At 43.9% G+C, this 23,118-nt stretch carries 35 protein-coding genes; 1 reads left to right on the plus strand and 34 read right to left on the minus strand.

What is annotated here, in order from left to right; translation table 11 throughout:
* Nucleotides 1-34 precede the first annotated feature (34 nt).
* The 26 genes from infA to rpsJ form a co-directional block, all read right to left on the minus strand.
* Entirely contained in the window at nucleotides 35-253 is a 219-nt protein-coding gene (gene infA, locus D5281_RS15340) for a translation initiation factor IF-1 (RefSeq protein ID WP_009256116.1), read from the minus strand.
* 90 nt (nucleotides 254-343) lie between these two features.
* The gene (locus tag D5281_RS15345) at nucleotides 344-604 is read right to left on the minus strand and encodes a KOW domain-containing RNA-binding protein (RefSeq protein ID WP_160560990.1); all 261 of its coding nucleotides are present in this window, start codon (nucleotides 602-604) and stop codon (nucleotides 344-346) included.
* A gap of 1 nt (nucleotide 605) precedes the next feature.
* A complete protein-coding gene (gene map, locus D5281_RS15350; protein WP_160560991.1) occupies nucleotides 606-1,421 on the minus strand; it encodes a type I methionyl aminopeptidase in 816 nt (271 codons plus the stop codon).
* 12 nt (nucleotides 1,422-1,433) lie between these two features.
* Nucleotides 1,434-2,075 carry an adenylate kinase gene (locus tag D5281_RS15355; RefSeq protein WP_160560992.1) on the minus strand — a complete coding sequence of 214 codons (642 nt, stop codon included), beginning with the start codon at nucleotides 2,073-2,075 and terminating at the stop codon, nucleotides 1,434-1,436.
* 256 nt (nucleotides 2,076-2,331) lie between these two features.
* Entirely contained in the window at nucleotides 2,332-3,645 is a 1,314-nt protein-coding gene (gene secY / locus D5281_RS15360; RefSeq protein ID WP_160560993.1) for a preprotein translocase subunit SecY, read from the minus strand.
* Complete coding sequence (rplO, locus tag D5281_RS15365) at nucleotides 3,646-4,095, minus strand: 50S ribosomal protein L15 (protein ID WP_160560994.1); 450 nt, start codon at nucleotides 4,093-4,095, stop codon at nucleotides 3,646-3,648. It abuts the gene before it with no gap.
* A 22-nt stretch (nucleotides 4,096-4,117) separates the two neighbouring features.
* Nucleotides 4,118-4,306, minus strand: a complete 189-nt coding sequence (gene rpmD / locus D5281_RS15370) for a 50S ribosomal protein L30 (RefSeq protein ID WP_160560995.1) — start codon at nucleotides 4,304-4,306, stop codon at nucleotides 4,118-4,120.
* Nucleotides 4,307-4,319: 13 nt separating this feature from the next.
* The gene (gene rpsE, locus D5281_RS15375) at nucleotides 4,320-4,829 is read right to left on the minus strand and encodes a 30S ribosomal protein S5 (protein ID WP_160560996.1); all 510 of its coding nucleotides are present in this window, start codon (nucleotides 4,827-4,829) and stop codon (nucleotides 4,320-4,322) included.
* 17 nt (nucleotides 4,830-4,846) lie between these two features.
* Complete coding sequence (rplR, locus tag D5281_RS15380) at nucleotides 4,847-5,215, minus strand: 50S ribosomal protein L18 (RefSeq protein WP_160560997.1); 369 nt, start codon at nucleotides 5,213-5,215, stop codon at nucleotides 4,847-4,849.
* Nucleotides 5,216-5,232: 17 nt separating this feature from the next.
* Entirely contained in the window at nucleotides 5,233-5,775 is a 543-nt protein-coding gene (gene rplF / locus D5281_RS15385; protein ID WP_160560998.1) for a 50S ribosomal protein L6, read from the minus strand.
* An 85-nt stretch (nucleotides 5,776-5,860) separates the two neighbouring features.
* Nucleotides 5,861-6,262 carry a 30S ribosomal protein S8 gene (gene rpsH / locus D5281_RS15390; protein ID WP_160560999.1) on the minus strand — a complete coding sequence of 134 codons (402 nt, stop codon included), beginning with the start codon at nucleotides 6,260-6,262 and terminating at the stop codon, nucleotides 5,861-5,863.
* A 190-nt stretch (nucleotides 6,263-6,452) separates the two neighbouring features.
* Complete coding sequence (locus tag D5281_RS15395; protein WP_160561000.1) at nucleotides 6,453-6,638, minus strand: type Z 30S ribosomal protein S14; 186 nt, start codon at nucleotides 6,636-6,638, stop codon at nucleotides 6,453-6,455.
* A 14-nt stretch (nucleotides 6,639-6,652) separates the two neighbouring features.
* Nucleotides 6,653-7,192, minus strand: coding sequence for a 50S ribosomal protein L5 (gene rplE, locus D5281_RS15400; RefSeq protein ID WP_330585064.1), 540 nt, complete (start codon nucleotides 7,190-7,192; stop codon nucleotides 6,653-6,655).
* Between the two features lie 24 nt (nucleotides 7,193-7,216).
* Nucleotides 7,217-7,528 carry a 50S ribosomal protein L24 gene (rplX, locus tag D5281_RS15405; protein WP_160561001.1) on the minus strand — a complete coding sequence of 104 codons (312 nt, stop codon included), beginning with the start codon at nucleotides 7,526-7,528 and terminating at the stop codon, nucleotides 7,217-7,219.
* A gap of 12 nt (nucleotides 7,529-7,540) precedes the next feature.
* Nucleotides 7,541-7,909 (minus strand): 50S ribosomal protein L14, encoded by a 369-nt coding sequence (rplN, locus tag D5281_RS15410; protein ID WP_120465901.1) that lies wholly within the window; start codon nucleotides 7,907-7,909, stop codon nucleotides 7,541-7,543.
* 109 nt (nucleotides 7,910-8,018) lie between these two features.
* A complete protein-coding gene (gene rpsQ, locus D5281_RS15415; protein WP_334296619.1) occupies nucleotides 8,019-8,273 on the minus strand; it encodes a 30S ribosomal protein S17 in 255 nt (84 codons plus the stop codon).
* A gap of 66 nt (nucleotides 8,274-8,339) precedes the next feature.
* Nucleotides 8,340-8,546: a 50S ribosomal protein L29 gene (gene rpmC, locus D5281_RS15420; RefSeq protein ID WP_160561002.1), complete on the minus strand. Its 207-nt coding sequence runs from the start codon at nucleotides 8,544-8,546 to the stop codon at nucleotides 8,340-8,342.
* Entirely contained in the window at nucleotides 8,536-8,973 is a 438-nt protein-coding gene (rplP, locus tag D5281_RS15425) for a 50S ribosomal protein L16 (RefSeq protein ID WP_120465907.1), read from the minus strand. The genes rpmC and rplP overlap by 11 nt, the downstream gene beginning before the upstream one ends.
* Complete coding sequence (gene rpsC / locus D5281_RS15430) at nucleotides 8,973-9,638, minus strand: 30S ribosomal protein S3 (RefSeq protein WP_160561003.1); 666 nt, start codon at nucleotides 9,636-9,638, stop codon at nucleotides 8,973-8,975. Before rpsC ends, rplP begins: the two co-directional genes overlap by 1 nt.
* 90 nt (nucleotides 9,639-9,728) lie before the next feature.
* The gene (rplV, locus tag D5281_RS15435; protein ID WP_160561004.1) at nucleotides 9,729-10,133 is read right to left on the minus strand and encodes a 50S ribosomal protein L22; all 405 of its coding nucleotides are present in this window, start codon (nucleotides 10,131-10,133) and stop codon (nucleotides 9,729-9,731) included.
* Between the two features lie 11 nt (nucleotides 10,134-10,144).
* Nucleotides 10,145-10,426, minus strand: a complete 282-nt coding sequence (rpsS, locus tag D5281_RS15440; RefSeq protein ID WP_022350138.1) for a 30S ribosomal protein S19 — start codon at nucleotides 10,424-10,426, stop codon at nucleotides 10,145-10,147.
* Nucleotides 10,427-10,445: 19 nt separating this feature from the next.
* On the minus strand, nucleotides 10,446-11,288 hold the full coding sequence (gene rplB / locus D5281_RS15445; RefSeq protein ID WP_160561005.1) for a 50S ribosomal protein L2: 843 nt from the start codon (nucleotides 11,286-11,288) through the stop codon (nucleotides 10,446-10,448).
* Between the two features lie 230 nt (nucleotides 11,289-11,518).
* The gene (gene rplW, locus D5281_RS15450) at nucleotides 11,519-11,818 is read right to left on the minus strand and encodes a 50S ribosomal protein L23 (protein ID WP_120465915.1); all 300 of its coding nucleotides are present in this window, start codon (nucleotides 11,816-11,818) and stop codon (nucleotides 11,519-11,521) included.
* The gene (rplD, locus tag D5281_RS15455; RefSeq protein ID WP_160561006.1) at nucleotides 11,818-12,438 is read right to left on the minus strand and encodes a 50S ribosomal protein L4; all 621 of its coding nucleotides are present in this window, start codon (nucleotides 12,436-12,438) and stop codon (nucleotides 11,818-11,820) included. Before rplD ends, rplW begins: the two co-directional genes overlap by 1 nt.
* Nucleotides 12,439-12,466: 28 nt before the next feature.
* On the minus strand, nucleotides 12,467-13,147 hold the full coding sequence (gene rplC, locus D5281_RS15460) for a 50S ribosomal protein L3 (protein WP_160561007.1): 681 nt from the start codon (nucleotides 13,145-13,147) through the stop codon (nucleotides 12,467-12,469).
* Between the two features lie 82 nt (nucleotides 13,148-13,229).
* Nucleotides 13,230-13,547: a 30S ribosomal protein S10 gene (gene rpsJ, locus D5281_RS15465; RefSeq protein ID WP_016281731.1), complete on the minus strand. Its 318-nt coding sequence runs from the start codon at nucleotides 13,545-13,547 to the stop codon at nucleotides 13,230-13,232.
* A gap of 476 nt (nucleotides 13,548-14,023) precedes the next feature.
* Here rpsJ and D5281_RS15470 point away from each other — a divergent pair, with 476 nt between their 5' ends.
* A complete protein-coding gene (locus D5281_RS15470) occupies nucleotides 14,024-14,221 on the plus strand; it encodes a hypothetical protein (protein ID WP_160561008.1) in 198 nt (65 codons plus the stop codon).
* A 71-nt stretch (nucleotides 14,222-14,292) separates the two neighbouring features.
* On the opposite strand, the gene D5281_RS15475 is transcribed toward D5281_RS15470, so the two are convergent.
* The 8 genes from D5281_RS15475 to D5281_RS15510 form a co-directional block, all read right to left on the minus strand.
* Nucleotides 14,293-15,504, minus strand: a complete 1,212-nt coding sequence (locus D5281_RS15475; RefSeq protein ID WP_160561009.1) for a CaiB/BaiF CoA transferase family protein — start codon at nucleotides 15,502-15,504, stop codon at nucleotides 14,293-14,295.
* A 19-nt stretch (nucleotides 15,505-15,523) separates the two neighbouring features.
* Entirely contained in the window at nucleotides 15,524-15,868 is a 345-nt protein-coding gene (locus D5281_RS15480; protein ID WP_160561010.1) for an AtuA-related protein, read from the minus strand.
* Nucleotides 15,869-16,033: 165 nt separating this feature from the next.
* Nucleotides 16,034-17,401 (minus strand): acyclic terpene utilization AtuA family protein, encoded by a 1,368-nt coding sequence (locus D5281_RS15485; protein ID WP_160561011.1) that lies wholly within the window; start codon nucleotides 17,399-17,401, stop codon nucleotides 16,034-16,036.
* 73 nt (nucleotides 17,402-17,474) lie between these two features.
* Nucleotides 17,475-19,181: a CocE/NonD family hydrolase gene (locus D5281_RS15490; protein ID WP_160561012.1), complete on the minus strand. Its 1,707-nt coding sequence runs from the start codon at nucleotides 19,179-19,181 to the stop codon at nucleotides 17,475-17,477.
* 13 nt (nucleotides 19,182-19,194) lie between these two features.
* Nucleotides 19,195-20,166 (minus strand): ABC transporter ATP-binding protein, encoded by a 972-nt coding sequence (locus tag D5281_RS15495; RefSeq protein ID WP_160561013.1) that lies wholly within the window; start codon nucleotides 20,164-20,166, stop codon nucleotides 19,195-19,197.
* 24 nt (nucleotides 20,167-20,190) lie between these two features.
* A complete protein-coding gene (locus D5281_RS15500) occupies nucleotides 20,191-21,159 on the minus strand; it encodes an ABC transporter ATP-binding protein (protein WP_160561014.1) in 969 nt (322 codons plus the stop codon).
* 5 nt (nucleotides 21,160-21,164) lie between these two features.
* A complete protein-coding gene (locus D5281_RS15505) occupies nucleotides 21,165-22,070 on the minus strand; it encodes an ABC transporter permease (RefSeq protein ID WP_160561015.1) in 906 nt (301 codons plus the stop codon).
* Between the two features lie 24 nt (nucleotides 22,071-22,094).
* The gene (locus D5281_RS15510) at nucleotides 22,095-23,051 is read right to left on the minus strand and encodes an ABC transporter permease (protein WP_330585067.1); all 957 of its coding nucleotides are present in this window, start codon (nucleotides 23,049-23,051) and stop codon (nucleotides 22,095-22,097) included.
* Between the last annotated feature and the right edge of the window lie 67 nt (nucleotides 23,052-23,118).

Genomic DNA, 23,118 nt, shown 5'->3' on the forward strand with positions numbered 1-23,118 from the left:
TAACATGGTACAAATACAAATGCAAGGGGGATTCTTACTTATCCCGCCAAATAATTCTCCCCTTACTCAAATCATAGGGAGACAATTCCAATGTAACCTTATCCCCAGGCAGAATACGGATAAAATTCTGTCTAAGTTTACCACTAATATGCGCTAACACCCTATGGCCATTTTCCAATTCTACCTGAAACATGGTGTTGGGAAGCTTTTCCACTACGGTTCCTTCAATTTCAATTACATCAGCTTTTGACATTCATTACCTCCTTATTGAATAAAAGCATTTTAAATGGATTTTGCATGTAACGGTTCACTTTATCTGAACTGCTACTTTATTTTAATGTCATTACTCATGATTCATTCTTAACTTAATGGCACGTTTGATTTCTTCATCATATACAGTCATCCCTTCCTTAAGCTTCTGCTCTAAAGCCTCATTCGTCCCTGCCTTTACTAGCTGTATATGTTTCCTTTTTTTTCTTTTCGGATTATCTAACTTTTTATTTTTTCCATCCGCCAGATAAACAAAATCCGCATCCTCTTTTATGATCACATACATCTGCCCATTATCATGTCCTGCACAGGATATAGCAAACATCCCTATCATACTAATCCCCCATGTTTCCAACAGCCCGCAAATTTGGTTGCAGGCTTCCAAACTTTTCCTGCCCTGGCAGCATAGTAAGGATTTCCGGCTCCCCTTCCGTAATCAGCACCGTATTTTCGTAGTGAGCCGAGAGAGAACCGTCCCGGGTGACCACTGTCCAGCCATCCTCCATCCATGCCACTTTATAGCTTCCTATATTAACCATGGGTTCAATCGCCAGCGTCATACCCGGCCGCAGCTTAATACCTCTGCGCCATTGTCTGAAATTTGGTATTTCAGGTTCTTCATGCAGGCTGGTACCAATTCCATGGCCCACCAGATCTCTTACCACGCCATATCGGTACTTGCCACAATAAGCGGCGATGGCATTCGATATATCATAGAGGTAACATCCTGCTCTGGCATATTTCATGCCTGCAAAGAAACTCCTTTGGGTAATCATAATAAGTCTTGCCGCCTCCGGGCTTATTTTTCCTACCGGGTAAGTCCGCGCCGCATCGGAATGATACCCCTTATAAATAAGTCCCGCATCTAAGCTGACAATATCACCCTCCCTGAGGATTCGTTTTTTAGAGGGAATACCATGTACCACTTCATTATTCACGGAAACACAAATAGAAGCCGGATAGCCATTATAATTTAAAAAATTAGGAACACAACCATAGCTGCGAATCAGCTCCTCACCTAAAGCATTAATGTCCCAGGTGGAAATTCCCGGCTTAATCGCCCCTCCAAGCTGTGTGTGAACCTCCGCCAAAATCCGGCAGGACTCACGCATAAGCTTAATTTCACGTTCCGATTTAATCGTCACTGCCATTTAAAAACTCCTTCACTGTAAAATGGCAGCGATGGCGGCAGATACATCCTTCATATCCTTAGTGCCATCCACCGTATTTAATATGCCCTTCGCTTCATAAAACTCAATCAGCGGTTGTGTCTGCTCATGATACACATCCAGACGGTTTTTAACCGTCTTTGGCTTATCATCATCGCGAAGAACCAGCTCCTGGCCGCATGTATCGCAGATGCCCTCCGCCTTGGGCGGAATATGCTCTATATGATACGTAGCGCCGCAGCCCGTACAGGCACGTCTTCCACTCATTCTTTTGATAATATTTTCATCCGGCACATCCACATTGATTGCATAGTCAAGTTTTTCTTTTCTTTCCTCAAGGGCCTTATCAAGCACCTGGGCCTGAGGAATGTTTCTTGGAAAGCCGTCCAGTATATAACCATTTTTACAGTCTTCCTGGCCTACCCTGTCAAGAAGAATTTTAACAGTCAGTTCGTCAGGTACCAAAAGTCCCTGATCCATATACTTTTTTGCTTCCATTCCCAGCTGCGTTCCATTTTTAATATTTGCTCTGAAAATATCTCCTGTAGAGATATTCGGAATACCAAATTTTTCTGAAATAATTCTTGCCTGCGTGCCTTTCCCTGCACCAGGCGCACCTAATATAATTATTTTCATATTCTATCTCCTCCGCCACATCACCAGAACCTGTGATATGACATTAACGGGCCATACTACCATGCTTTCCATACTGTCTGCCAGTCTTTGTGCTGCTGTCTTATGACAACACAAATCCTGCATTATCAAATTAGAGGTGAAAGAAAAGTTTTGACAGTTCATTCAAACTTTCCTTTAACCTCTAATATATATTCATGAAATGATATTTTCATGTAATGACATCTTCGTACCGTTCCAGGATAATCCATGACGATTCTTAGTCATTCAAAAAACCTTTATAATTGCGCACCAGCATTTGTGATTCAATTTGCTTAATCGTCTCTAATACTACGCTGACGATAATGATTAAGCTGGTTCCTCCAAAGGATACCTGTGCGCCGAATATACCGTTAAATGCAAAAGGTATCACGCATACAATGGTTAAACCCACAGCTCCTATGAAGATAATATAGTTCAGAATTTTAGTCAGATACTCACTGGTCGGCTTTCCAGGTCTTATACCGGGAATAAATCCGCCCTGCTTTTTCATATTTTCTGCAATCTCAATGGGATTGAACGTGATGGAGGTATAAAAATAGGCAAAGAAAATAACCAGCACTACATATACCAAAAGCCCGATAGAATAAACAGGCTCATTAGGATTACACCAATTTGAAGAACTTAGCCCTCTTAAAATATGGCCCCACACACCACTTCCGTTATATCCAAAAAAGCTGCAAAGAATAACAGGCAGCTGCATTAATGAGGATGCAAAAATAATTGGAATAACACCTGCTGTGTTAATTTTTAAGGGGATGGAAGACATCTGTCCGCCTACCATCTTTCTTCCCTGCACTTTTTTAGCATACTGAACAGGAATTTTGCGAACACCGTCATTCAAAATAATAACCAGAACCACCATTGCAAGAATAACAGCCAGAATTACGATTGCCGCTACCGCCCCCACAGCGATTGCCTTACCATTCACAAACCTTTCAAACAATCCTGCAATATCCTGGGGAATCCTGGAAATAATATTAATAACAAGCACTATGGAAATACCATTCCCCACGCCCTTTTCTGTGATTCGCTCGCCAATCCACATAAGAAAAGCACTACCTGCAGTAAGGGCTGCCACAACGGTTAATTTATTAAAGAGATTATTCACTTCCAAAAGTCCGCCGCCGCCAAAGTAAAATGCCATTGCCGTAGATTCAATCAGTGCCAGTCCAACTGTTACATAACGGGTGATTGCAGCAATCTTCTTTCTGCCATCCTCCCCTTCCTTCTGCATCTCCTCCAGCTTTGGAATCGCAATTGTGAGAAGCTGCATAATAATAGAAGATGTAATATAAGGGGTAATGTTCAGCGCCAAAATAGACATATTTAGAAAAGAACCGCCTGTAAAGGCATCAAAAAAATTGAATGCATCCCCGGTCTGCTGTGCAAACCAGTTGGAAAAATAATGCCTGTCTACTCCCGGCACAGGAAGCTGTGACCCTAAACGGATCACAACAAGCATGCCAAGGGTAAACAGTAATTTATTTCTTACTTCTTTAATTTTAAACGCATTTTTTAAGGTTGTAAACATTTACATCACCTCTGCAGTTCCACCAACAGCTTCAATTTTTTCTTTTGCGGATGCACTAAAAGCATTTGCCTTTACTGTAAGCTTTTTGGTTATTTCGCCATTTCCAAGGATCTTAACGCCATCTTTCGGATTCTTAACAATACCGGATTCCATAAGTGCATTCACATCCACTACAGCGCCTTCCTCAAATCTTTCATCCAGCACACCCAAATTAATCGCTACGATTTCCTTTGAGTTAGGGCAGGTAAAGCCCCTCTTGGGAATTCTTCTGTATAAAGGCATCTGACCACCTTCAAAACCCGGTCTTGGTGCGCCTGAACGAGCCTTCTGGCCTTTGTGCCCCTTACCGGCAGTCTTGCCGTTTCCTGAACCGTGTCCACGCCCTCTTCTAAAATTATCACTGTGCTTAGAACCTTTAGCAGGTCTTAAATTTGATAATCCTAAACTCATTGTGACACCTCCTTATCTAAAATTAAACTTCTTCGACTTTAATTAAATGCCTGATCTGCTGAATCTGTCCTCTTGTAGATGCGTTGTCCGGCAACACAATTGACTTATTCAGTTTTCTAAGTCCCATGGATGTAACAGTAGCTCTGTGCTTGGGAACTGCTCCGATAGGAGATTTCACTAAAGTAATCTTTAACATTTTCTGTTCTGCCATTTTCCGTTCCCTCCTATGCCATAATTTCTTCCACAGATTTTCCGCGTTTTCTCGCTACTTCCTCAGGCGTCTTAAGTGCCTTTAAGCCTTCGATTGTTGCAAGCACAACGTTCTGCTTATTATTAGAACCCAAAGATTTGGTACGGATATTCTTGATACCTGCAAGCTCACAAACCACACGCGCAGGACCGCCGGCAATAATACCTGTACCTTCCGGAGCCCTCTTTAAGAGAACGGAAGCAGATCCGAATTTTCCTGTGAAATCATGTGTAATACTTTTCTTTTCATCTATTGCAACGGAAACCAAATGTTTGATGGCATCCTCCTTACCCTTACGGATTGCTTCAGGGATTTCTGTTGCTTTACCAAGGCCGGCGCCTACATGGCCATTCATGTCCCCAACTACTACCAATGCTGTAAAACGCATGTTACGGCCGCCCTTAACAACTTTGGTTACACGCTTGATGGAAACTACTTTTTCTGTTAATTCCATGCCGCTGACATCGATGATTGTACGTCTCATGTTAAGCTTCTCCCTTCCTAGAATTTCAAGCCAGCTTCTCTGGCTCCATCAGCTAATGCTGCAACCTTACCATGGTATATATATCCGCCTCTGTCAAAAACTACGGTGTCAATACCTTTTTCAAGTGCTCTACCAGCAATAACCTTTCCCAAATATGCTGCCGCATCAACGTTATTGGTCTTTTCCAGCTCACCTTTTACTTCCTTTTCAACAGTAGAAGCTGCAACTAAAGTATTTCCAACTGTGTCGTCAATAATTTGAGCATACATATGATTATTGCTTCTAAATACAGCAAGACGGGGTCTTTCGGCTGTACCGCTGATGTGGTTACGCACTTTCATGTGCTTTTTCTCACGAACTTCTTGTCTTGACTTCTTACTAACCATCTTTACACTCTCCTTATCTATTTCTTACCAGTCTTACCAACTTTACGTCTGATCACTTCATTCGCATACTTGATACCCTTGCCCTTATAGGGTTCAGGTCTTCTCTTATCCCTGATCTCAGCTGCAAACTGGCCAACTTTTTCTTTATCAATCCCCTTAACGATGATAACGTTCTGTCCTTCAAGCACTGTCTCAATGCCCTCGGGGTCAATCATCTCAACCGGATGGGAATATCCCAAAGATAAGGTTAATTTATTACCGGATTTTGCTGCCCTGTAACCAACACCGTTCACTTCAAGCTTCTTCTCAAAGCCATCCGTAACGCCCACAACCATGTTGTGGATCAGTGTTCTTGTAAGGCCGTGAAGGGATTTCATTTTCTTCAAATCATTGGGCCTTGAAACAGTAACTTCCGCTCCCTCAACCTTGATTTCCATTTCCTCAGGAAGCACTCTTTCCAGTGTTCCTTTCGGACCCTTTACCGTCACTTTGTTATTTTCTGCAATCTCCACAGTAACGCCTGCCGGGATTGCGATTGGCATTCTTCCTATACGTGACATGCCCGTACCTCCTATTCTATTCCTATATCTATTTTACCGGAAGAACCACAGGTTCTTCCCAACCTGCCCATCGTCCAGTATTGTATTACCAAACGTAAGCCAGCACCTCTCCGCCTACCTGCAGCTCTCTTGCCTTTTTATCAGTAATAACGCCCTGATTGGTAGAAATAATTGCAATGCCCAGGCCACCGAGAACTCTTGGAAGTTCATCCTTGCCGGCGTAAATACGAAGGCCTGGCTTGGAAATTCTCTTTAATCCACTGATGATTCTGTCGTTTCTGTCTACGCCATACTTTAAGGTAATGCGGATTGTCTTAAAGCTGCCTTCATCAATCAAATCATATTTCTTAATATAGCCTTCTTCCAGAAGAATATCAGCAATTGCCAGCTTCATTTTGGAAGATGGAATATCTACCGTATCATGTTTTGCAGTATTTGCATTACGGATTCTTGTAAGCATATCTGCAATAGGATCACTCATTGTCATTTTACTTCCTCCTATATAAATTCAATGCAATATCCTTTATCTCTATCCACTAAATCAGCTTATCACAAAGTTTACCCTGTAAGCCACTCCCTTCGTCAAATGGAAAATTTGCTTTCTTCCTCAATCGCAAATCTATTAACATTGGGAAATTTGCTTGCAAATTTCTATAGCATCGCTTAGCGATGCGTTTTTACCAGCTGGCTTTCTTTACGCCGGGGATCTGCCCCTTGTAAGCTAATTCGCGGAAACAAATCCTACAGATTCCGTATTTTCTAAGGACTGCATGGGGACGTCCACAAACCTTGCAGCGGGTATATGCTCTTGTAGAGAATTTCGGTTTACGCTGCTGCTTAATCTTCATTGATGTTTTAGCCATGAATTTTCCTCCTTTTACTTAGCAAATGGCATATTAAACAATCTTAATAATTCACGTGCTTCTTCATCGGTCTTTGCTGTTGTCACAAAGATAACATCCATTCCTCTTACCTTATCCACTTTATCATACTCGATTTCAGGGAAGATAAGCTGCTCTTTGATACCCAATGAATAATTTCCTCTTCCATCAAAAGCGTTAGGATTTACGCCCCTGAAGTCGCGGACACGAGGCAATGCCAAGTTGACCAATCGGTCCAGGAAGTCATACATCTTTTCCCCACGCAGAGTTACTTTACAGCCAATCGGCATACCTTCTCTGATCTTGAAGTTAGCGATAGACTTCTTTGCCTTGGTAAGGATAGGCTTCTGGCCTGTGATAATCTCAAGATCTCTGGCTGCGGATTCCAAAATCTTCGCATTTTCTTTTGCTTCGCCAACGCCCATGTTTACAACAATCTTGTCAAGCTTCGGCACTTCCATAATGTTTTTATATCCGAACTTTTTGATCATAGCATCTACGATCTCTTCACTATAAATAGTTTTAAGTCTGTTCACGCTTACAGTTCTCCTTTCCCAGAATTAATCAATCGTATCACCTGTTGACTTTGCAAAACGTACTTTTTTGCCATTTTCAAACTTAAACCCAACTCTTGTTGGACGGCCCTTGTGAACATACATTACGTTTGATATATCAATGGGCGCTTCCTTTTGAATAATTCCGCCGTTCTGGTTCGCTGCTGAAGGCTTCGTGTGCTTGGTAACCATACCTACGCCTTCTACTATCACTTTATGCTTTTTGGCGTCAACGGAAATTACTTTTCCCTCTGTTCCTTTATCTTTACCGGCCATTACCTTAACGGTATCGCCCTTTTTAATTTTTAAAGTTGCCATGCTGCATACCTCCTATAATACTTCCGGAGCCAAAGAAACAATTTTCATAAACTGTTTCTCACGAAGCTCTCTTGCTACCGGCCCAAAAATACGTGTTCCTCTGGGAGTCTTATCATCTTTAATGATAACAGCAGCATTTTCATCAAATCTGATATAAGAACCGTCTTTACGGCGCGCGCCTTTCACAGTGCGGACGATTACGGCTTTTACAACATCACCCTTCTTTACAACGCCTCCTGGTGTTGCATCTTTAACCGTAGCAACAATGATATCGCCGATATTTCCATATCTTCTTGTGGATCCACCCATAACTCTGATGCAAAGGATTTCTTTTGCACCTGTATTGTCAGCGACTTTCAGTCTGCTTTCCTGTTGAATCATGCTATTTCTCCTTCCAATCAAACGCCAACATGCTGCGCATGTCGTCTTATTGAATTAATACCCGCCAAAACCTCTGGCATGCTGCTAATTTATTTAGCTGAAGCTAAATTTATTTAGCTTTCTCTACAATCTCCACAAGTCTCCATCTTTTATCCTTGGATAAAGGTCTTGTTTCCATCACTTTAACGGTATCGCCGATCTTGCATTCGTTATTTTCGTCATGCGCTTTCAGCTTATAGGTGCTTTTAACGACCTTTTTATAAAGCGGATGTTTTACATGTTCTTCAATTGCAACAACAATTGTCTTATTCATTTTATCACTAACCACTTTACCGGTACGTGTCTTTCTTAAATTTCTTTCCACGACTTTTCGTCTCCTTTCTTTGACATTCCTGCAACGCAGATTCTATTCCGGCTCCTTTGGCAGACCTTACGCCTCTTTCTTCTTCTGGGTTATAACGGTCTGGATCCTTGCAATATTTCTTCTTACTTCCTTGATTCTTGCTGTATTGTCCAGCTGGTTTGTTGCATTCTGGAATCTCAAATTAAAAAGCTCTTTCTTAGCTGCCACCAATTCTTCGCTTAAGGCTGCAGCTGTTTTTGCCTGTAATTCTTCTACATACTTGTTAGTCTTCATTCAATGCACCACCTTCCAAGTCTGCCTTAGAAACAATCTTACATTTGCAAGGAAGCTTATAAGTTGCAAGGCGCAGCGCTTCTCTTGCGATTTCCTCGGTAACTCCTGCGATCTCAAACATAACACGGCCCGGCTTCACAACTGCCACCCAGTATTCCAGGGTACCTTTACCGGAACCCATACGTGTTTCTGCGGGTTTTGCTGTTACTGGCTTGTCAGGGAAAATCTTGATCCAAACCTTACCACCACGCTTAATGTAACGGGTCATGGCGATACGGGCAGCTTCAATCTGGTTTGACTTGATCCAGCATGGCTCTAATGCAACAATACCGTATTCACCGTAAGTGATTGTGTTGCCGCGGGTCGCTTTTCCTCTCATGCTGCCACGGAACTGTTTACGACGTTTAACTCTTTTTGGCATTAACATTATTTATCGCTCCCTTCCTGCTTTTCTTCATTCTTCTTGGTAGGAAGTACCTCACCCTTGTAAATCCATACCTTAACCCCTACCTTGCCGTAGGTGGTATCAGCTTCTGCGAAACCGTAATCAATATCGGCACGCAATGTCTGAAGCGGAATTGTACCTTCGCTGTAAAACTCCGTGCGGGCCATATCTGCACCGCCTAAGCGTCCGGATACGGAAGTCTTAATACCCAGCGCTCCTGCCTTCATGGTTCTTCCCATACAGGATTTCATAGCACGTCTGAAGGAAATACGATTCTCTAACTGTTGCGCAATATTTTCAGCAACCAGCTGTGCATCCTTGTCAGGTCTCTTAATCTCCTTAATATCTACTAATACCCTTTTTCCGGTCATTTTGCAAAGTTCTTTTTTGGTTACTTCGATTTCAGCGCCACCCTTACCGATTACCACGCCGGGCTTTGCCGTATAGATAATTACTTTCACTCTGTCAGAAGCTCTCTCGATTTCAATTCTGGAAACTCCGGCACTGTATAATTTCTTTTTAAGGAATTTTCTGATATCGTAATCTTCTACCAGGAAATCAGAAAAATCTGCTTCTGCATACCACTTAGAATCCCAATCCTTAATAATACCGACTCTGAGGCCGTGAGGATTAACTTTCTGTCCCATAAAATTAGTTTACTCCTTTCTTATCTGGCCTGCCCTGCAAGCCTCTTTCCGCAACGCTTTTAGCTAGCGTTTCGCTGGCTCTTTGCCATATTATCTCGCATCCAGCACAAGGGTGATATGGCTCATTCTCTTTTCGATTCTGTAAGCCCTGCCCTGTGCACGCGGTTTGATTCTTTTCATCGTAGGTCCTTTATTTGCATAACATTCCGCGATATAAAGGTGCTCCGGATTCGGATACTTTGTAGGATCCTGGCTGTACAAATACTCAGCATTTGCACGAGCTGACTCTAATAATTTCTTGATAATGCTGGAAGCATACCTGGGATTATAGGTTAAAATACCCAGGGCAGTCTCCACATCTTTGCCTCTGATGGCATCTAAAACGAAACAAGCTTTCTGAACAGACACTCTTGCGTAAGATAACTTAGCGGAGGGTCTTGTGTCTTTCTGCGCATTTCTCTCTCTTTTAATTTGGGATCTATGTCCTTTTGCCATGATAAAACCTCCTATCTTACTTTAGACTTCTTTTCGTCTTTTCCGTGTCCTCTGTAGGTTCTGGTGGCAACAAACTCGCCGAGTTTATGTCCGACCATATCCTCTGTTACATATACAGGCACATGTTTTCTTCCATCGTGTACTGCAAATGTATGCCCCACAAAAGAGGGGAAGATTGTAGAACGACGGGACCAGGTCTTGATAACCTGCTTTTGTCCTGCTGCATTCATTGCATCTACTTTTTTAAGCAGACTTGCATCTGCAAAAGGTCCTTTTTTCAGTGATCTAGCCATTTTCTTCTCTCCTCCTTCATTATTTGATGGCCTTGCCGTCTCTTCTTCTTACGATCAACTTGTTAGAAGCTTTTTTCTTCTTACGCGTCTTAAGACCAAGAGCTGGCTTGCCCCAAGGTGTGCTGGGACCCGGACGTCCGATACCAGTCTTACCTTCACCGCCACCATGAGGATGATCATTGGGGTTCATAACAGAACCGCGAACTGTAGGGCGGATACCCATATGGCGTTTGCGTCCTGCCTTACCAACCTTGATCAGGCTGTGGTCTCCATTTCCTACAACGCCAACCGTTGCCCTGCAGACAATAGGAACCATTCTCATTTCACCGGAGGGAAGACGAAGGGTTGCATATTTTCCTTCTTTTGCCATAAGTTGGGCGCTGTTTCCTGCAGAGCGAACCAGCTGGCCGCCCTTTCCGGGATATAATTCAACGTTGTGTACCTGGGTACCAACCGGAATAGCCGCTAAAGGAAGGCAGTTGCCGATTCTTACTTCCGCCTCAGGTCCGTTCATAACCTTCATGCCGTCTTTCAATCCTTCGGGAGCAAGGATGTAGCTCTTTTCTCCGTCTATATAGGAAACCAAAGCAATATTTGCCGACCTGTTAGGATCATATTCGATTCCAACTACCGTTGCCGGAATACCGTCCTTATTTCTCTTGAAATCTATAATTCTATATTTTCTCTTTGCGCCGCCTCCGCGATGCCTTACCGTGATTTTACCCTGATTGTTACGACCGGAATTTTTCTTTAAAGAAACAACAAGTGATTTCTCAGGTGTTGTCTTAGTGATTTCAGCGAAATCGGAGCCAGTCATATTTCTTCTGGAAGGTGTATATGGGTTATATGTCTTAATTCCCATGACTTTTTCTCCTTTCAATTCTCATTTCATATCGCACTTTTCCTGTGCATAGTTTTTCTTTCGACCAAGCCTTAGTTGTTCTTAACTGCCGTTCTTTGGCAGTCAAGCACACAACGAAACTTTAGAAATGCTCAGATGCGGTCCTTTCGCATCTTAGCTTTTCTTCGGCCAAGTCTTAGTTGTTCTTAACTGCCGTTCTTTGGCAGTTTAGAACATCTCTTGGCCGTATTTTATAGGCCGGTGAAAATTTCGATTTCTTTGCTGTCCTCTGTCAGCCATACGATTGCCTTTTTGGTCTTTGCGGTTCTGCCGAATGTCATACCGCGTCTTTTGACCTTTCCATCCATATTGATGGTATTTACCTTGGCAACCTTTGTTCCCTCAAACATTTTTTCAACAGCTTCTTTGATCATGCTCTTGTTTGCTTCGGGATGAACAAAAAAAGTATATTTCTTTTCACTCATACCAGCCATACTTTTTTCGGTGATAACCGGTTTAAGGATTACGTCATAATATTGAATTGCTGCCATTATGCATACACCTCCTCAATTTTGGCCACTGCATCCTTAGTCAGAACCAGTGTGTCGCCTTTCAGGATATCGTAAACATTGATTGTATTCACCTGTGTTGTCTTAACAGCAGGAATATTCCTTGCGGACAAAATAACTTTTTCGTCATTTTCAGATAACACAACCAAGGCCTTAGCTACCTTCAGGTTATCCATAACCGCCTTAAACTTCTTTGTTTTAATCTCGTCTAATTTAAGCTCATCTACAACAATCAGCTTACCACCCTGTACTCTACTCGTAAGCGCACTCTTAAGCGCTGCTCTTTTTTCCTTCTTGTTTAATTTAAAGGAATAATCTCTCGGAACGGGTGCAAATACAACACCGCCGCCCTTCCACTGGGGCGATCTTGTTGAACCCTGCCTTGCATGGCCAGTTCCTTTCTGCCGCCAGGGCTTTCTGCCGCCTCCGGAAACCTCAGAACGCGTTTTTGCTTTCTGTGTTCCCTGACGGTTATTGGCAAGTTGCTGCACAACTGCCATGTGTACCAGATGTTCATTGATCTGAACGCCAAATACGGCATCGTTTAATTCAAGTGTGCCAACTTCCTTGCCTTCCATATTATAAACAGCTACATTTGCCATTTGAATGGTCCTCCTTTCATCTATCGGCTTAAGCCATCTTTACGGCTTCTTTGATTGTAACCAAGGCTTTCTTAGGTCCGGGTACGGAGCCTTTAATCAAAAGAAGATTCTTTTCAGCATCTACTCTGACTACTTCAAGATTCTGCACGGTAACCTTTACGCATCCCATGTGGCCAGGCATCTTTTTGCCCTTAAATACACGGCTGGGCGAAGAACAAGCGCCGTTAGAACCCTGATGGCGGTGGAACTTAGAACCATGGGTCATAGGGCCCCTGTGCTGTCCATGTCTCTTGATTGCGCCCTGGAATCCTTTTCCTTTGGAAACAGCGGACGCATCGATCATATCGCCTGCTGCGAATACATCAACCTTGATTTCGCTTCCAAGGGTATATTCCTCAGCATTGTCAAACTTGAACTCTCTGACATATCTCTTGCAGGGCACACCCGCCTTGTCAAAATGTCCTTTCATAGCTTTGCCAACGCCATGTCTGTGGATAACTTCTTTCTTTCCGCTCTTATCCTTGTTGGTAATTCTCTCTTTCTTGTCAACGTAGCCAACCTGTACTGCGCTGTAACCGTCATTTTCCACTGTCTTGACCTGGGTTACCACGCAAGGACCTGCCGAAAGAACAGTTACAGGAATCAAAGTTCCATCCTCGCCGAAGATTTGAGTCATTCCGACTTTTGTAGCTAAAATACCTTTCTTCATTTCTTTACCTCCATTTGTTTCTACAGCGGGCCTCTGTCGGGCCATACTAGTGTAAGGGGTTTTGATGAGAACGCCCTATGGCTTATTTGTTCTTCATCTTAATATCAATGTACACACCTGCGGGCATTTCCAGTCTCTGCAGAGCATCCACTGTCTTGGGTGTAGGTGTGATGATATCGATCAGTCTCTTGTGGGTTCTTTGTTCGAACTGCTCTCTGGAATCTTTGTATTTGTGAACCGCTCTTAAGATGGTAACTACTTCCTTCTTAGTAGGAAGGGGAACCGGTCCGCTTACCTGTGATCCATTCTTCTTAACTGTTTCGATGATTTTTTTGGCAGATGCATCAACCAACTGATGATCATAAGCCTTGAGTGTGATTCTCATTACTTGACTTGCCATAAAAAAAGCCGCCTCCTTTTCGCACTTTTATAAGATTTAAGTACGACAAGTGGTGACTGTACACTCTTCCGTGCGTGTCATGCTTTCCCGAAAGATAACGCGCGGATTTATCCGCACATTTACCTCGGACTTGCTCAACGCCCGTGTTTCTGCCTTGCTTGGCAGACAATATGTTTGTACAGTGACTTGCCGTCAGGTTCTTAGGTCCGGCATTATATTTCTGCCGACCTCTTGACATTCGCTCCACGGAAAACCTGCAATGTCTTTCGGCAATGCAGCAACCTCACGCTTCATCGCTATCATGCCACAGCATTAATTAGTATACATGAAGTTTACGTATCATGCAAGTACTTTTTTTGCTTTTTTTAATAAGCTGTAAATGAACAAAGCAATAGACTTTACACCGGCAATTGAAACCATTATAATAAATATAGTAACATGCTAACAGTTACTTTCATTGTAAAGGCGGTGAAAATATGGAGGTATTAGAAACGACCGAAAAAGAAATGATGCAAAAAAATGTTGAAGAATTTGCAAGATTGCAGCGTTATATGCGGTTGTCTGATAAAAACTCTGAAGCATACGCTGAGATGAAAGACCGATATATAGATTTAAAAGTTATCTTAACAGCTTCTGGTATTAATCTTACAGAATTTGACAAAATAAAGGAATGAACGAAAGAACTGCCGTTCCCCTTTCGGGATTACAGCAGTTCTTCAATGTTATTAAACTCTAAAAACAGATTTTATATGACTTTTTCCTCTTGCAGCGCTCCAATCTGTTCCTTCGTATACCCAAGCCCAGCAAGCACTTCCTCATTGTGCTGTCCAAGTGTGGGCGCCGGATAATTAATCCGGGGCATCATGTCCATTAATTTAACAGGATTACCATTCACCTTCGACCTGCCGATTACGGGATGTTCCACTTCAATAAACATTTCCCTTACTTTCGCAATATGTTCATCTTCCGTAATCTGCTTTACATTGTAAAGAGGCGCTGCCGGAATTCCCTTGCTGAGCATTTTCTCTACAATTTCGTCCACCGTATACCGAATGCTCCACTCCTCTATGTAGGCCTTCTGGATTTTATTATTTTTTACCCTAAGAGGTACTGTTAAGAAACGCTCGTCCGTAATCATCCAGGGCATGTCCAAAACTTCAATACAAAATTTTTCATACAGCTTCTGATTTCCGCATGCCAGAATCACCCTTCCATCCTTTGCCTGATAGGTGTCATAGGGGGCGATAGATGCATAAGCATTTCCTGTCCGCTTGGGAAGCTCCTTTGACTTAAAATACCGCACGTAAGCGTTTTCAAGGCTTGCCACCACCGAATCAACCAGCGATACGTCAATCTTCTGTCCTATACCGGTCATCTCCCTTGCATGAACAGCCAGCAGAACACCGATGACCAGATTCATACCGCCAAGAATATCCCCCATTGCATTTCCTGACCTTGTAGGCTCACCGCCTTCTGCTCCCGTAATGCTCATAAGTCCGCCCATTCCCTGCGACACAATATCGTATCCTGGTCTTTGTGAATACGGACCATAGGAGCCGAATCCCGAAAGAGTTCCGTAAATCAGCCGGGGATTAACTTCATGCAATTTCTCATAGCCGATTCCCAGCTTGTCCATAACTCCGGGCCGATAGTTCTCCAAAAGGATATCCGCATCTTCCACAAGTTTCAAAAAAATTTTTTTGCCTTTTTCCATTTTCAAGTTCAGTGTGATGCCCTTCTTATTCCGGTTCAAATTCGCGTAGTACATGCTCTCTCCGTTTTCATAAGGACCGTACGCTCTCGCATCATCCCCACGCCCGGGAATCTCAATTTTCAGCACCTGTGCGCCAAAATCTCCAAGAATAGAACCTGCATATGGCCCTGCCACAACTCTCGTAAGATCAAGCACTTTTAAATCCTCTAATGCCTGTATATCCTGAATATTTTTGCCGCTCAATCTATATAAACCTCCCCATTTACGCGATAATTCCACTCATTTCTTCATCTGTCACATGGATTTTCATCCGCATAACCGCGCTTCCCATGGACTTTCCAAGAGAATCCAGTCTTAAGCTCATTGTCGCACCGCCCCCCAGCGCATGCTTCATCACGAAATTAAATCCGCCAAGACTCGGAACATCATATCTTACAATCTCGCCTTTTACCATATCGCCAAAATGTGCATGCAGCGTTTTGGGTGTCACTTCACGTTCAATAATCTTGTAGTATTCGGGTTTTCTTGCATATACACAAACATTGCTCGTATCACCTTTATCTCCACTGCGTCCATGGGCGATATCATTTAAATAAATCTCCGCCATCTTTCCTTATCTCCTTCCACTTATTTAATATTTATACGAAGAATGCCCGTACTTTGGGCACTTACTTACGTGAGAACAGTCTGCACAGCAGACTTAGAACTTCTACACAAAGCAGTCATTGATGCCAGTGAAAATTGCCACAGGTAATTAGAAGTTCTTCTCACGTTATACCTCCAGGATGTGCGCCTGAATATCAAGGGCATCTCTAGGAACGTAGGTCGGCCACAACGCCATTACCTCCTGCACATGTGCACGTCCGCCGAAGAAAGATGCTCCTGGAGGGCCGTTTAACTGCATTGGGCTGATTTCCGGAATAATCTTGGCACATTCGGACTTATCTTCACTAAATACCGCAATGCGAAGTACACATTCATTCAGGTTCTTCAGAGATTCTTCGCTCATATCCGCCACATTCAAATGCAGACTGTTCACTCCGATATAGCTGATATGTATATCGTCCGCCTTCATGCCCCGTCTTGCCATTTTCTTCATAATCACATCTGCACAGTACTGTGCCTTCTCATAGGCATCCGGCCATGCAAAGCTCAACATAGATACGGTCTTCCAGCCCTTATGATATCCCACGCAAAGTTTTAGTTTGTCAGGCTTTTGCTTGCCGCGTACATTACCAATGCGTACTCTGTCAGGTCCAACCTGCGTGATTGTTGCCTGACTGATATCAACATTTACATCGGGCGTCATGTAATTTGCAGGGTCCAGCACTTCATAAAGGAACTGTTCCTTGCAGCTCTGTTCACAGATAATACCGCCGCAATCAGGAGCTTTCGTAATCTCGAAGGTGTCGTCCGTAATCTCGGCAATCGGGAATCCAAGTTCATCCATTCTCGGAACACCGCGCCAGTCATACATATAGTTGCCGCCTGCTCCCTGACCGCCACACTCTAAGAGATGTCCTGCCATAATACCTCTTGCCAGATTATCCCAATCATCTTCAGCCCATCCAAATTCATGGGCAAAAGGAGCAAGGAACAATGCGGAATCAGCCGCACGTCCTGTGATTACAACGTCCGCCCCCTGGTTTAAGCACTCTTTGATGCCTTCATGTCCAATATAAGCATTACAGTTGTAAATCTTATCAACAATCTCATTAAAATCCCCATCATAATCAAAATTAGGGAATGTCCAGCCTTCTTTCAAAAGTTGCGGTATTTTCTCTTTAATGGAATCTCCTGTTACATATCCGATCTTATACCCCTTCATACTCGCCGAATCAGCCCATTGTCTGATAGCCTCCACACAGCCGGTAATATTCATACCGCCTGCGTTGGTCAGAATGCGGATTCCCTTTTCCCATGCTTCCTTGCCGCCTTCTTTCAAAATTCTTGTGACAAAATCCGGAGCAAATCCCTTACCGGGATCCTTTAACTGTTGTTTGGCCATAATAGACATAGTAAGCTCCGCCAGATAATCGCATGCCATATATTGAATATCCGCATGACGCAGCATATGGAGCGCAGCATCCGGGGAGTCGCCCCAAAAGCCCTGGCCACCGCCAATTGCAATTTTTTTCATAGACTTTTACCTCTTTCTTCATTATATTATAATTTTTAATCATGCCGCTTGGCGGCATAACAAACCACCTGAACTACTTTTGGGCCGGGGACAAGGGAATTTCCAAATAGCAGCCTGCATTCCCCGTACAAATCACCTGATGGGCGATTCTGCTCTTTTCCTGCTCCGACCAGATACCGGCATAATTACTATGCGCCGTATACTGCGGAAAATCAGAAGAAGAAATATCCAGACGCAGACGGCTTTCCGGCTTAACGGTCCACACAATATCCCAAAACTCTATGCATACCGCCGCTTCTTCACCGGGGCTATAGACAGCGTCCTGCGGCATATCTGCTGCTATGGTTGTAATACCGCTTCGAATATTATAGGCCTTGCCATCCGGAAATACTTCACATAGCTTTGCCGAAAAAGCAGTGTCATCAGCATCCGTCCTGACCCTTAGATGTACTTTGATCTGCCCTGCCATCGCCAGCTCCCGCGTAAGCGGTTCGCTTAAAAAGCTCACTACATCCGGCCTATAATCCGGCTCTGGCTGCTTTAGAGAACCTGCCTCGGTAATTGTAGTCAGCACACTCTCCGCGCCATGAGAAGGGCATGGGTTTTCCGGGTCGTAATCAAAAGTAATTTCTCCTGCCCGCCCCGTATCTTCCCCCAAGCTTCTGTCCTCTCGGATGTAAAACTTTTTGACACATCCCGAGGGCAAAGGCCACGTTTCAAGTTTCTGCCAGCAATCTTCCCGCATCACGTAGGCACGAATTCGCTTTTGGGGCATTTCTTTTTTCTTTAACAGCAGGTCAAACCACTCAAGGGTGCGTTTTACATCACCGTTTTCAAGGTTCTTTTGCTCTCCCCATTCAATACAGTTCTCACACATATGGTTCCAACATCCCACGTCCATCCAGCTGTGCTCTTTCGTTTCCTCATTAAGAGAAATATAAGTATTCATGGCACTGCCAAAATGGTGATCGTACCAGGCATCCACGATATAAACCGGAACTTTTACTTTTGCAGGTATTTCCGCCAATTCTTTCCACCAGCCCTGCTGCCAGTATGCATCGCTGCGTTTTACCGCATGAATCCAATCCTGGTACCAGTCAAGCCGCCCTCCCCACATCTGTTCGTCTACCTTCGCATGGGGTCTGTATCTGCAGCTCTCCAGATAATCCGCTTCCACCGGATGCCCTGCGTTTGCCATACTCCACCCGGTCAGAACATCGTGCCGGAACAATCTTTTCTCATAGGCCGACTTAAATCTGTCCGTACCATACACCGTCAGCATCATGCCTTTCACTTTATCCGGAACAACATCTGCAACTGCCCATCCTGTCAGCGCAAGATAACTGGCGCCAAAGTAGCCGATGCTTTCCGCCCAGTCCTGTGCATTTAACCAGCTAAGCGTTGCTATGCCGTCCCTGCGCTCGTTCACATTCGGCTCCCACTGGCCTCCACTTTTGCCGGTACCGCGGCATATCTGCAAGACATAACCATACCCTCTCTTTGTCAGCTCCTGACCATATACTTTGTAAATTTCCATATTCGCAGGATAACAGCTTCTTTGTATCAATACCGGAAAGCTCTGTTTATCCGATGGTTTATATATGACTGTATGTAATTTTACTCCGTCAGGCATCGGCAGAAAGCATTCCTCCATAGCATAATCACATGCTGCTCCGTCCACAGGGCAGTTATCGAATTCCGCTCTGATATTCAGCATCTCCTGATGGAGGCGTTCTTCCATTTCCGCCTGCGCCCCAGCCGCTTTTTCCTGTCCCGCCATAATTCTCTCCTTATCATACCTTCATCTCATCCAGTACTTTTCTACAGCTTACAAAGTGACCTGGTTCAATCTCTTTTAGTTCTATATCCTTGCCCCGGCATTTATCTGTTGCATAGGGACACCTTGCCGCAAAACGACAGCCTGGCACCGGGTCAATGGGACTAGTCAGTTCCCCTCTCATCACCTGCGTGGAAAGCTTCTTGGCTGTTAAACTGGGAATTGGTACGGCATTTAGCAGACCCTGGGTATAGGGATGCATCGGATTGTTAAATAAGTCCGCCGTTTTGGCATACTCCACACATTGTCCCAAATACATTACTACAATTTCATGGCTTATATGTTTTACAACGCTTAAGTCATGGGTAATAAAAATATAGGTCAGGCCCTTTTCATCTTGCAAATCCATCAGCAGGTTCAAAACCTGCGCCTGAATCGATACATCCAAAGCAGACACCGGTTCATCACAGACAATAAATTCCGGGTTCATTGCCAGCGCACGCCCAATACCGATCCTCTGGCGCCTTCCACCGTCCAGCTCATGGGAGTAGCTTTCAGCATATCGCTTTGCCAGGCCTACCGTATCCATGATTTCTTCTACCTTTTTCTCATATTCTTCTTTCGTTCCGCATACCTTATAGTTTTTCAATGGCTCGCCGATTAATTCTTTTACATTCTTTCTGGGGTCCAGAGAAGCCTGTGGGTCCTGGAAAATCATCTGCATTTTCTTTCGGACCTCCCGCATCTGCTTCTCGTCATAGTTGGTAATATCCACCCCGTCATAAATAATTTTTCCGCCGGTTGACTCATGCAGATGCAAAAGCAGTCGTCCAAGTGTGGATTTTCCACAGCCGGATTCTCCTACAACACCCAGCGTGGTACCTTTTTTAATCTGAAAATTAACTCCGTCAACAGCATGCAGCATTCCCTTAGTCGTCTTGAAATATTTCTTTAAGTCCTGTACTTCAACTAATATTTTTTCTTCCATTCCATTCACCTCCTTTACCTGATTCTATTTGCCGTATCTATGGCATTTCACCAAATGACCGGGTTCCACTTCCACCACCGGCGGCGCTACTTTACATTTATCCGTAGCGAATTTACAGCGTTCGGCGAAACGGCATCCTTTTATGACCTGCGTAGGATCCGGTATCATACCGTCAATTGTAACCAAACGTTCCGTATCCTCGTCCAGCTTCGGGATAGCATCAAACAATCCTTTGGTATAAGGATGCAGATTTTCCGCGCCAAATATATGCTCCGCCTTTCCAAACTCAATCACTTCCCCGGCATACATGACCGCAACCTTCTCACAGGTCTGCGCCACAACGCCAAGGTCATGTGTCACCAGTATCATAGCCGTGTTCAAACGCTTTTGTAAATCATTGATAAGGCCAAGCATCTGCGCCTGAATCGTAACATCCAGAGCCGTTGTAGGCTCGTCTGCAAGGATCAACTTCGGCTCGCAGACCAGGGCGATGGCGATAACGATTCTCTGTTTCATACCGCCTGAAAACTCATGGGGATATTCATTCTTGCGGTTAGCAGGAATACCTACCAATTCCATCATATCATCTACCGCTTTATCTAAGTCCGCCTTGCTCATATCCTTGTTATGCTCTTTTAATACCTCCAAAATCTGGTCGCCTACTGTCATAACCGGATTTAAACTCGACATCGGGTCCTGAAAAATCATGGAGACAATATTCCCACGCAGTTCCCTTACTTTATCTTCGGAAAGATTCAGCATATCATTTCCGTCAAGGATAATGGAGCCGTTCGTGACTTCTCCGATTCCTTCCGGCAGCAGCCGCATAACGCTAAGGCAGGTTGTGGTCTTCCCGGCTCCGGTCTCTCCCACCAGCCCAAGTGTCTCTCCATATTCCAGCGACAGACTCATTCCGTTCACTGCATAAACAGTGGTAATTTCCGTATTATATGTTATATTCAAATCCTTAATCTCAAGAAGTTTATCTGCCATAATGTCTATCCTTTCTTTCCCTTGCTGCGCTTTACTTTCTTACCTAAGGTTCCACGGAGCTTCGGATCCATTGCATCACGGAGCGCATCACCTACCATATTAAAGCAAAGTACCACAATCATGATAAACAGACCTGGTGCAATTGCAATGACCGCATTTGTCCCCATATACTTATAACTGTCATTTACCATACCGCCCCAACTTGCCGTAGGCGGATTGATTCCCATTCCAAGAAAGCTTAAAGCCGCCTCATTTAAAATTGCACTGCCCAGGTTCATGGTCATAAGCACGATATTGGAGGAGACACAGTTCGGAAAAATGTGTGAAACGGCATTTTTCATCTTAGATGCGCCGCACAAAGTACCGGCCGTAACATAGTCCATTTCTCTTACGGTAAGAACCTGTCCTCTGGTAACACGGGCATAGCTCGGTATCATGGAAATACCGATTGCAAGACAAATGTTTCCAAGTCCCTTGCCGAAAATACTTCCCAGAAAGAGCGCCATAATAATCATGGGCACTGACATCATAGCATCCATAACTCTCATGATAACCGCATCCACAAGTCCCCCTGCCATACCTGCTATCAGCCCTAGAATCATACCTGCTGTTCCCGCAATAAGAACGGACACCAGACCTACCGTGAAGGATACGCGTCCGCCATAAATGATTCTTGAAAGCACGTCACGTCCCATTGCATCCGTACCAAAGATGTGCTGCGTACTCATTCCCTGCAGCATCCCCTTCAAATCCTGTTTATACGGATCATAAGGCGCTACAAGTGGCGCAGCAATTGACGCCAATATTAAGACAGCCAGTACGCACAGGCAGAATACGACCGATTTTCTGGCAAAAATAACACGTACTACTCTGGAATCTTTTATTTTACTTAATGTTGATTTCCTGTTCATCTTCGTTTCTCCTTTCCGTACGCTTTAGTCGTTTCTGATTCTTGGATCGATTACACCATAAAGAATATCTACGATAAGATTGCAGAGGGCAACAGCGATTGCAATGACAAGCACGCCGTTTTGCACTACCATAAAGTCTCTGCTCTTAATGGATGAAATCATCAACGTTCCAAGCCCGGGAACAACGAAGATACTTTCTACAAGTACTGTTCCTCCGATCATGCCGCCTAATGACATTCCCATAACGGTAATGATCGGTATAAAGGCATTTCTCAATTGGTGCTTAAAAGTGATTGCTTTCTGGCTGATTCCCTTTGCCCGTGCCGTCATTACATAGTCCTGGCGAATCACTTCCAGCATAGATGACCTTGTCTGTCTGGTAAACTGGGCTAACGGTCCCATGGCAAGCACAATAACCGGCAGGATTATATGAGACGCCCATTCTCCTGCTCCCTCACTGAATGCGGTAAATCCCGATGTAGGCAGAATACCAAGCTTCAAGGCAAATATAAGAATCAAAATCATTCCGAACCAGAACATCGGCATAGACATTCCGATATTGGCAAAAAAGGAAATTACAGAGTCGAATATACTTCCTCTTTTTTTGGCAGCGGTAATTCCCAGTGTCACTCCCAGGGCAACTGCCAATATAAAGGCAGGGAATACCATTGATAATGTTACTTTTAAACGTTCAAAGAGAATATCGGAGATTTCCATCTGCAGTGCCACGGAACGTCCCATCTCACCCCGGAACAATCCCTGAATCCATTTGAAATACTGTACCAGAACCGGCTGGTCATATCCAAATAACTGGGTATAATACTCGATTTGTTCTTCGGTTGCATTTGGTCCTAAGAAGTTAACTATCGGATCTCCCGGCACCATCTGATTCAGCAGGAACACTATCAACGTCACAATAAAAATAACTATGACAGACTGGACGATACGTCTTCCAATCATTTTTAACAATTTCTTATTCACGTACGGGCCTCCTTTTCTAATAGGGCTGCCATATCGTAATAATATGGCAGCCTCTTGGTTATACCGA

This window comes from Parablautia muri (assembly GCF_009917485.1).
GTDB classification, from domain to species: Bacteria; Bacillota; Clostridia; order Lachnospirales; family Lachnospiraceae; genus Suilimivivens; species Suilimivivens muri.

What these genes read in the sequence shown, in the direction of transcription:
- infA (WP_009256116.1), bottom strand. Translation starts at nt 253, where the DNA reads ATGTCAAAAGCTGATGTAATTGAAATTGAAGGAACCGTAGTGGAAAAG.
- D5281_RS15345 (WP_160560990.1), bottom strand. Translation starts at nt 604, where the DNA reads ATGATAGGGATGTTTGCTATATCCTGTGCAGGACATGATAATGGGCAG.
- map (WP_160560991.1), bottom strand. Translation starts at nt 1,421, where the DNA reads ATGGCAGTGACGATTAAATCGGAACGTGAAATTAAGCTTATGCGTGAG.
- D5281_RS15355 (WP_160560992.1), bottom strand. Translation starts at nt 2,075, where the DNA reads ATGAAAATAATTATATTAGGTGCGCCTGGTGCAGGGAAAGGCACGCAG.
- secY (WP_160560993.1), bottom strand. Translation starts at nt 3,645, where the DNA reads ATGTTTACAACCTTAAAAAATGCGTTTAAAATTAAAGAAGTAAGAAAT.
- rplO (WP_160560994.1), bottom strand. Translation starts at nt 4,095, where the DNA reads ATGAGTTTAGGATTATCAAATTTAAGACCTGCTAAAGGTTCTAAGCAC.
- rpmD (WP_160560995.1), bottom strand. Translation starts at nt 4,306, where the DNA reads ATGGCAGAACAGAAAATGTTAAAGATTACTTTAGTGAAATCTCCTATC.
- rpsE (WP_160560996.1), bottom strand. Translation starts at nt 4,829, where the DNA reads ATGAGACGTACAATCATCGATGTCAGCGGCATGGAATTAACAGAAAAA.
- rplR (WP_160560997.1), bottom strand. Translation starts at nt 5,215, where the DNA reads ATGGTTAGTAAGAAGTCAAGACAAGAAGTTCGTGAGAAAAAGCACATG.
- rplF (WP_160560998.1), bottom strand. Translation starts at nt 5,775, where the DNA reads ATGTCACGTATAGGAAGAATGCCAATCGCAATCCCGGCAGGCGTTACT.
- rpsH (WP_160560999.1), bottom strand. Translation starts at nt 6,262, where the DNA reads ATGACAATGAGTGATCCTATTGCAGATATGCTTACAAGAATCCGTAAT.
- D5281_RS15395 (WP_160561000.1), bottom strand. Translation starts at nt 6,638, where the DNA reads ATGGCTAAAACATCAATGAAGATTAAGCAGCAGCGTAAACCGAAATTC.
- rplX (WP_160561001.1), bottom strand. Translation starts at nt 7,528, where the DNA reads ATGGCAACTTTAAAAATTAAAAAGGGCGATACCGTTAAGGTAATGGCC.
- rplN (WP_120465901.1), bottom strand. Translation starts at nt 7,909, where the DNA reads ATGATTCAACAGGAAAGCAGACTGAAAGTCGCTGACAATACAGGTGCA.
- rpmC (WP_160561002.1), bottom strand. Translation starts at nt 8,546, where the DNA reads ATGAAGACTAACAAGTATGTAGAAGAATTACAGGCAAAAACAGCTGCA.
- rplP (WP_120465907.1), bottom strand. Translation starts at nt 8,973, where the DNA reads ATGTTAATGCCAAAAAGAGTTAAACGTCGTAAACAGTTCCGTGGCAGC.
- rpsC (WP_160561003.1), bottom strand. Translation starts at nt 9,638, where the DNA reads ATGGGACAGAAAGTTAATCCTCACGGCCTCAGAGTCGGTATTATTAAG.
- rplV (WP_160561004.1), bottom strand. Translation starts at nt 10,133, where the DNA reads ATGGCAAAAGGACATAGATCCCAAATTAAAAGAGAGAGAAATGCGCAG.
- rpsS (WP_022350138.1), bottom strand. Translation starts at nt 10,426, where the DNA reads ATGGCTAGATCACTGAAAAAAGGACCTTTTGCAGATGCAAGTCTGCTT.
- rplB (WP_160561005.1), bottom strand. Translation starts at nt 11,288, where the DNA reads ATGGGAATTAAGACATATAACCCATATACACCTTCCAGAAGAAATATG.
- rplW (WP_120465915.1), bottom strand. Translation starts at nt 11,818, where the DNA reads ATGGCAGCAATTCAATATTATGACGTAATCCTTAAACCGGTTATCACC.
- rplD (WP_160561006.1), bottom strand. Translation starts at nt 12,438, where the DNA reads ATGGCAAATGTAGCTGTTTATAATATGGAAGGCAAGGAAGTTGGCACA.
- rplC (WP_160561007.1), bottom strand. Translation starts at nt 13,147, where the DNA reads ATGAAGAAAGGTATTTTAGCTACAAAAGTCGGAATGACTCAAATCTTC.
- rpsJ (WP_016281731.1), bottom strand. Translation starts at nt 13,547, where the DNA reads ATGGCAAGTCAAGTAATGAGAATCACACTCAAGGCTTATGATCATCAG.
- D5281_RS15470 (WP_160561008.1), top strand. Translation starts at nt 14,024, where the DNA reads ATGGAGGTATTAGAAACGACCGAAAAAGAAATGATGCAAAAAAATGTT.
- D5281_RS15480 (WP_160561010.1), bottom strand. Translation starts at nt 15,868, where the DNA reads ATGGCGGAGATTTATTTAAATGATATCGCCCATGGACGCAGTGGAGAT.
- D5281_RS15485 (WP_160561011.1), bottom strand. Translation starts at nt 17,401, where the DNA reads ATGAAAAAAATTGCAATTGGCGGTGGCCAGGGCTTTTGGGGCGACTCC.
- D5281_RS15490 (WP_160561012.1), bottom strand. Translation starts at nt 19,181, where the DNA reads ATGGCGGGACAGGAAAAAGCGGCTGGGGCGCAGGCGGAAATGGAAGAA.
- D5281_RS15495 (WP_160561013.1), bottom strand. Translation starts at nt 20,166, where the DNA reads ATGGAAGAAAAAATATTAGTTGAAGTACAGGACTTAAAGAAATATTTC.
- D5281_RS15500 (WP_160561014.1), bottom strand. Translation starts at nt 21,159, where the DNA reads ATGGCAGATAAACTTCTTGAGATTAAGGATTTGAATATAACATATAAT.
- D5281_RS15505 (WP_160561015.1), bottom strand. Translation starts at nt 22,070, where the DNA reads ATGAACAGGAAATCAACATTAAGTAAAATAAAAGATTCCAGAGTAGTA.